Source organism: Staphylococcus pasteuri (assembly GCF_030547725.1).
In the GTDB taxonomy this organism is placed as follows: Bacteria; Bacillota; Bacilli; order Staphylococcales; family Staphylococcaceae; genus Staphylococcus; species Staphylococcus pasteuri.
The window spans coordinates 1-247 of record NZ_JAUOQO010000715.1; the positions used below are offsets into that span (position 1 = coordinate 1).

At 38.5% G+C, this 247-nt stretch carries 1 protein-coding gene; it reads left to right on the forward strand.

What is annotated here, in order from left to right:
* A partial coding sequence (locus Q4528_RS15245) for a hypothetical protein (RefSeq protein WP_303522545.1) occupies positions 1 to 198 on the forward strand: 198 nt, incomplete at its 5' end.
* Positions 199 to 247 lie beyond the last annotated feature (49 nt).

The window sequence follows — 247 nt, forward strand, 5'->3', positions numbered from 1 at the left end:
TTGTTAAAACAAGCCGGTTATAGTGATCAGTATAAACAGCACTTGATTGCTAAAGGAGAGCCCAAATGGGTGCCTTTAAGGCAAAAGGTCCCTGTTTATCTCGTTTATTTTACTTCGTGGTTTGATGGCTCTGGCGGTTTGCATTATCGAAAAGATATTTATAACTTTGAAGCTAGCGAAAGCGCTCTGGCAAGCTAAAAAAGCTCAATTTAACAGAAGCTTAATCCAACTGTGTAAACATTGTTTG